The 6,344-nt window shown below is 61.6% G+C and carries 5 protein-coding genes; 3 read left to right on the forward strand and 2 right to left on the reverse strand.

The window, feature by feature from the left end:
• The first annotated feature begins 294 nt into the window (after positions 1 to 294).
• The 3 genes from fusA to Q0G18_RS08710 all read left to right on the forward strand — a co-directional run bounded on the left by fusA (position 295) and on the right by Q0G18_RS08710 (position 4,339).
• The gene (gene fusA / locus Q0G18_RS08700; protein WP_297152081.1) at positions 295 to 2,367 is read left to right on the forward strand and encodes an elongation factor G; all 2,073 of its coding nucleotides are present in this window, start codon (positions 295 to 297) and stop codon (positions 2,365 to 2,367) included.
• A gap of 516 nt (positions 2,368 to 2,883) precedes the next feature.
• Positions 2,884 to 3,846, forward strand: coding sequence for a SpoVA/SpoVAEb family sporulation membrane protein (locus Q0G18_RS08705; RefSeq protein ID WP_297152084.1), 963 nt, complete (start codon positions 2,884 to 2,886; stop codon positions 3,844 to 3,846).
• 199 nt (positions 3,847 to 4,045) lie between these two features.
• Complete coding sequence (locus Q0G18_RS08710; RefSeq protein WP_297152087.1) at positions 4,046 to 4,339, forward strand: hypothetical protein; 294 nt, start codon at positions 4,046 to 4,048, stop codon at positions 4,337 to 4,339.
• A gap of 171 nt (positions 4,340 to 4,510) precedes the next feature.
• Here Q0G18_RS08710 and Q0G18_RS08715 read toward each other — a convergent pair whose 3' ends face one another.
• Positions 4,511 to 4,939: a peptidylprolyl isomerase gene (locus tag Q0G18_RS08715; protein WP_158049904.1), complete on the reverse strand. Its 429-nt coding sequence runs from the start codon at positions 4,937 to 4,939 to the stop codon at positions 4,511 to 4,513.
• A gap of 110 nt (positions 4,940 to 5,049) precedes the next feature.
• Positions 5,050 to 6,344 (reverse strand): glutamate-cysteine ligase family protein (locus Q0G18_RS08720; protein ID WP_366769316.1); only part of this gene is annotated, 1,295 nt, incomplete at its 5' end.

Raw genomic sequence — 6,344 nt, forward strand, 5'->3', positions numbered from 1 at the left:
GCCCATCGACATGAGCGTCCGCATGAAGCGAGTAGAATAGTCGCACGACTTCCCCTATGGCTTCACGCGGGCGCGTGTGTCGCGCATTTCCCCGTAAAATGCAAGTGCTTTCCAAAGTGCGGGGCAAATCTTGGGGCAAGCGGATGAAAAAGGGCGAAAGTACGTTACACTGGTTACAACGCAAGCCGAAGTCGGCTTGACCAAGCGGTTCTTTGTGTGTGCAAGACTAAAAGTGGTTGTGCCTCAAAGATGCTCTTTCGGGCGCGGCCACGCAACGAAAGGTTGGTGGTCAAAATGGCAGCTCCTGCCACTGAGCACGTGCGCAATGTCGTCCTGGTGGGTCAAGACGGCGCGGGGAAGACTTCGCTCGCTGAGGCGATGCTCTACGTCTCCGGCAAGACCCCGCGCATGGGTACGACGCACGACGGCAAGTCCTATCTCGACTACGACGCCGAGGAAATCAAACGCAAGTTCACGATCGGCACCTCGATCGCCCCCATCCCGTACAAGGACTACAAGATCAACGTGCTCGACACTTCGGGCCATCCCGACTTCATCTGCGATACGCTGTCCACCATGCAAGCTGCTGAAATGGCGCTTTTCGTGGTCGACGCCGTCGCGGGCCCACAGGTCATGACCACCAAGCTGTGGCGCGAGGCCGAGGGAATGCGCCTTTCACGAGCCGTGTTCATCAACCACATCGACCGCGAGCACGCCGACTTCGACATGGCCATGGCCACGCTCCACGCGCGTTTCGGCTCGCGTCTGGGCCCGGTCACCATCCCCATCGGGCAAGACGCTGACTTCAAGGGCGTCATCGACATCATCCGCATGGAAGCCCGCTACTTCGGCGAGGGCGACGACTCCGAGCGCATCGAGCCCATTCCTGTCGAGTTCGCCGATGCTGCGCAGGCGGCCCGCGACAAGCTGTGCGATCTTGTGGCCGAAGCCGACGACGAGCTTATGATGAAGTATCTCGAAGGCGAAGAGCAGCTCACACAGGTCGAGCTCGAGTCGCTGCTCGACAAGGCAATCGCGCAGGAGCTGTTCATCCCCGTGTTTGTAGGCTCCACCATCATTAAGCAGGGTATTCAGGGGCTTATGGAAGACATCTGCACCTACTTCCCGCACCCGAGGAGCCACGGTCGCTTCCAGATGGCCGACGGCACCTCCATCCCCATCGACGAGACGAACCGCCCCGCGGCCTTCGCCTTCAAGACGCTCTCTGACCCGTTCGTGGGCCGCTTGAGCTTCCTTAAGGTGCTCTCCGGCGTGCTCGAGCCCGGCATGGAGCTCATCAACGCGCGCACGGGCAAGAAGGAGCGCCTGGGCCATCTCTACGTCATGATGGGCAAGGAAGCCACTGACGTGAAGAGCGCGAAGGCGGGCGACATCATCGTTGTGCCGAAGCTTGCCGAGACTCGCACGGGCGACACGATTTCCCTTACCGGCGAGATCGCCGTCGACCCCTTGCCGCTGCCGGTGCCGCAGTACCCGGTCGCGATTGAGGCTGTCAACAAGAAGGAAGAGGACAAGCTCGGGACGTTCCTTGCCCGCGCGGCGGAAAACGACCCGTCGATCCACATCCAGCGCAACGAGGAAACGCACCAGACCGTGCTCACCGCGATGGGCGACACGCAGGTCGACATGCTCATTTCCCGCTGCAAGGAGCAGACGGGCGTCGATGTTCGCCTCGTGCCGGTGCGCATCCCGTATCGCGAGACCATCCGCAAGACCGCCGAGGCGGAGGGCCGTCACAAGAAGCAGACGGGTGGCGCCGGGCAGTTCGGCGACTGCTGGCTGCGCATCTCCCCGAACCCGGGGGCGGGCTACGAGTTCGTCGACGAGATCAAGGGCGGCGCTATCCCCGGCGGCCTTATTCCCGCGGTCGACAAGGGCGTGCAGGAGACCATGAAGGAAGGCGTGCTCGCCGGTTACCCGATGGTCGACATCAAGGTTGCCGTGTTCGATGGCAGCTACCATTCCGTCGACTCCAACGAGATGGCGTTCAAGACCGCTGCGCGCATCGGTTTCCGCGCCGCGTGCGACCAAGCTGATCCCGTGCTGCTCGAACCGATGGCCGACATGGAGATCACGGTGGGTGAGGACTATGCGGGTCCGGTCATGGGCGACATCTCCACGCGCCGCGGCCGCATCGTCGGCACCGACTCCAACGACGAGGGCGAGACGGTGATCATCGTGCGCGTGCCCTACGCCGAGGTCGTGAAGTACACGAAGGACTTGCGTTCGATCACGCGCGGCTCGGGCTCGTACAACATCCAGCTCAACGGCTACGAGCAGGCGCCTGCCGACGTCACGAAGAAGCTCGTGGAGGAATACCAAGCCTCAAGGGCTGCAGGGAATTAGCGAGAAGCAAATGACGGATCGCGAAGCGCGGGGCATGCGCTTCGCGATCCGCTTCACGCGACGGCGGCTTCAGTCTCTTGGTGCCGCAGTCGCACAGCTGGGCCGGAAGGATTTTCTCCCTTCCGGCCCTTTGTGTTTATGCCAGGTCGTCGTAGGATCCCGGCTCAATGCGCGGCTGCGCGAATTTCTCCACGTCGTTGGAGACCGATGCCCAGTTGCACGAAGCGATGCCGCGTCGCCGGAACCGCCGCGCGGTTGCGCGAATGTCGCTAGCGGATTGAAGGGGTCGACGGCCATCGCGCCGCCGGCCTCTTCCTTATGCTCCCAGGGCAAATTCGTCCTTCCGCTGCAGGACGCACGGCCAAGTCAACCCGTCGATTCGACCCTGCGGGTTGAGGTCGATTGCGCGCTTTCGGGTAGTCTATCATGCGCATGATTACGCTTTTGAGGGAAAGCGTGTCTGTTTTTGCGCATTCGTGCGATGTGGAGTCAATAGAATAGTTGAAGGGGATGGTCATGAAACCATACAAGACAGTTATCTACAGCTTCCTGGTGGGCGGCACCTTCGCGCTCATCGCCCAGGCGATCCTCACGTTCTGGCAGACCGTGCTCGTAGGCACGCCGATGGCGTTCTTCATGGGCGGCGCCACGCTCATCAGCATGGGCGTAATCGGCTGCATCTTGGGCGGCCTTGCGTGCTATCAGTACGTTGAGGAATGGGCGACGTTCGGCGCGCTGCTCCCGTTCTCCGGCTTCGCGATGGCGGTCGGCATGAAAGCTGTGGGCCCCTGGACGAAGAACAACGAGAAGATGGGCAAGTGCATCTGGAACTGCGTGTGGTTCGTTGTGTGGTTCAATGTGCTGTTCGCCGCCATCTGCATCGCGATCGGCTGGATCTGTGGCACGGTCGGGTTCAACAACAACCTCGGCGTCGCAAAGACCGAGGGCGGCATGCTGTTCGTGTACGCGTTCCTTGTGGGCGGTCTGCTCGCCGCGTTCTTCCAGATTCTGTTCGTGTGCTTGAAGAAAGTCACCAAGAAGGTCACCCCGCTTCACATCCTGATCACGGCATGGATGTTGGGCGCAATCTTCGCGCCCTTCGGAATTTCTGGTGCGCTCGCTAACTTCTCCGGCGAGGGCTTCTCCGTCATGATCACGGTTGGCGGTTACAACATGTACAACGTGGGCATCGAGCTTGCGGCGGGCAACCTCGCGGGCGCCGGCGTGCACCTGGGCTCGTTCCTGCTCGCGGTTGCCGGCCTTGCCATCACCGCGCTGTTTACGTTCTTCATCTATAACTGGACGTTCGGCCGCAAGCCGCTCGAGCAGGTTCATGCCGAGAAGGCGCTGAACTCGCTGAAGGAGCTCGGCTACGACGCCTCCATGGTGAAGAAGCTCGACAAGGAAGAGCTCGAGGGCTACGATGCCGCGGGCGAAAGCGGCGTGCCTGAAGGCATGAGCGAGTCGGTGAAGGCTTAAGCGACCGCTTTTCGTAAGACGGCCGTGCGTCGTGCGTCGCGGTCGTGCGTTCGTGACGCGCCTTGCTTGTGTTTCATCTTGACGGGCTTTCCTCGTATGGAGGGAGGCCCGCCTTATTTTCGAGAGCTTGCCCTATACTGGATGGCATTGGTTTTTAAGGGTTCGCGCGCGTCGCATGCGGCGCTGTAAGGAGTGGGAAATGGCAAAGGGAATGAGCAAGAAGGAGCGCAAGCTCCGCGAGGAGATCGCCGAGCTCGAGCAGAAAAAAACGCGCGGTTTCATGCAGACGGCAGGCGGGATCATCATCTTCGTGCTGTTCCTGATCATTCGCCAGGTTCTGGTGGCGAACGGCATGTTCGACCCCGAGACGGTGTCGGCGAGCGTAGCTACTTACGCGATCGCGGTTGTAGCTGCCGGCTTCGTCGGCATCGGCGCCTATCATTATTCCAGGGCGAAGACTAAAATCAGCGAATTGCAATCTCGCATCAAGTAGACGCGCCCCGCTTCACGTGAGGGTGGGGCCGGCGGGCAGATGGGCGAAAATGCGCGCCTCGCGACGTCTCGCTCAAGGTTACAGTTAGGGACTACATAAAGTGAGAACGCCCCGCGTCCTTCGCAAAAGCGGATGGATGCGGGGCTTTCGGGCTCGCGATGCGTGCGGCGGCTAGTCCGCGACTTCCACCAGGGTGATCTCGAAGGTGAGCGCCTGGCCTGCCAACTCGTGGTTCATGTCAAAGCTCACGGAGTCGTCGGTCACTTCCACGACGCGTGCGGGGAAGGGCGCCGAACTGCCCGAGCGCAGGTAGATGGTCTGTCCTATAGGCAGCTGATCGGCATTGGGAACATTCGAGCGCGGCATCTTCTGCACGAGCGCCGGATTGTGCTCGCCATATGCCTCGGCGGGCTCGAGACGAACCGTCTTGGTCTCGCCAACCTCCATGTCGCGCACGGCCTTGTCGAAGCCAGGAATCATCTGGCCTGCCATGCAGGTGAACTCGAGCGGCTCGCCGCGATCGTATGATGAATCGAACTGCGTGCCGTCGTCGAGCGTGCCTTTGTAGTGGGTCTTCACCTTTTTGCCTTCATTGCTCATGAAGCACATCTCCTCTCGGTCTGAAAAGCGTTAGCTGTCAGTCTATCTGAAGTGCGCGGTCAAGGCCACCACGTGCGGGGTGCGTTTACGCGGCGAAACTGCCGGCGAAACTACCCCAAATCGGCGAGCGTCGTTCGCGCGGCGACGAGTTTCTCGAGCGGCTCGAGAAAACCTCGCTCGCTTTCGGAAAGCCCGGCTCGTGCGGCGGCTATGACCTCGTCGGCAAACTCGGCTGCCGGCCTGCCGTACACCTCGCCCGCGTAGCCCAGCTCCTGCAGCGAGTTCTTTGCCCGCTCGACGTCGCTCGTTGTGATGCCGCCGATGAGCTCCTCCACGCGCGTCAGGCTTTCCTCGCAGTAGAAAATTCCCTTCACGAGCGCGGCGTATGCGACAACGTAGAGCACGGGCATCGCGTCGGCGGGGCGAATCTCCAGGTAGGTCTTCAGTCGCACGTCGGGAAACACCATCGACAGCGCGTGCTCGATATCGGCGCGGTCCATGGGGCGCGCGGCGTAAATCTCGCTGAAGCGGCGGGAATCCTCGCGCCAGCCGCCCTGCCCGTCGGGCACAAGGATCGCCGGCGTGTCGTAGACCCAGCGCGCATAATCGCGCAGCGAGAAACCATCTTCAACAGCGCCCGGCACGATGCCGCAGCGCTCGGGGTCGCAGTGCTGCCAAATCTCGGTGCGCACCATGCGGTGAGTGCGCGGCGCGCCTTCAAAGATAGGGGAGTTGTCGCAGATGAGCGACAGGATCGGCGTAAGCATGCTCGCGACGCGATACTTGCGAATGCAGTCGCCGATACTCGCGTAGTCGATGCTCACCTGCGTTGATGCGCTTCCTCGCATCATGCAAGGTCCGAAGGGACTTACGGCGCCGAGGTAGCGATTCATGTACTCGTAGCGCTGCTTGGGGATAAGCTCCAGGCTCGTCGCGCGCGCCGTGGGGTGATAGCCCGCCTTCGCGAGCTTCCCGTGCTTCGGCGCGAGCACGCTGCAAAGCTTCTCCTCGAATCGCTCGAAGCATGCCTGTGCGCTGGCCAGTTCATGGAAAGGGCCTGCGGAAAGTTCCACCTGAGCGGCGGGTTCGATAGTCACCGCCTCGCCGGGGCGCGCCACGCCTAAAAGGTCGCCCTCGGCGTCGTAGGTTGCTTGCGGGTAATCGGTGCGCAGCACCTCAAGCACGCTCTGGATGCCGTCTTCGCCCGAGTAATTCACCGGCGAGCCGTCCTCGCGAACGATGATGTGCTCGAGCTCGATGCCGAGCGCGCCTTCGCCGGCTATGCACCCGCTTTCGATGAACGCCGCGATCGCCTCAACGTTGCGATCATACATCTCAATGCCGTTCGCGGGGGAATTTTGCGCGTCTGCTGCCTGGTCACTGGCCTGTTCGTTCATTGTTTGGC

The sequence above is a fragment of the uncultured Ellagibacter sp. genome, from assembly GCF_934636505.1.
GTDB lineage: Bacteria > Actinomycetota > Coriobacteriia > Coriobacteriales > Eggerthellaceae > Ellagibacter.

Bases quoted from the DNA above. Each gene is read 5' to 3' on its own strand.
- Q0G18_RS08705 (WP_297152084.1), top strand. From the start codon at position 2,884: ATGAAACCATACAAGACAGTTATCTACAGCTTCCTGGTGGGCGGCACC.
- Q0G18_RS08715 (WP_158049904.1), bottom strand. From the start codon at position 4,939: ATGAGCAATGAAGGCAAAAAGGTGAAGACCCACTACAAAGGCACGCTC.
- Q0G18_RS08710 (WP_297152087.1), top strand. From the start codon at position 4,046: ATGGCAAAGGGAATGAGCAAGAAGGAGCGCAAGCTCCGCGAGGAGATC.
- fusA (WP_297152081.1), top strand. From the start codon at position 295: ATGGCAGCTCCTGCCACTGAGCACGTGCGCAATGTCGTCCTGGTGGGT.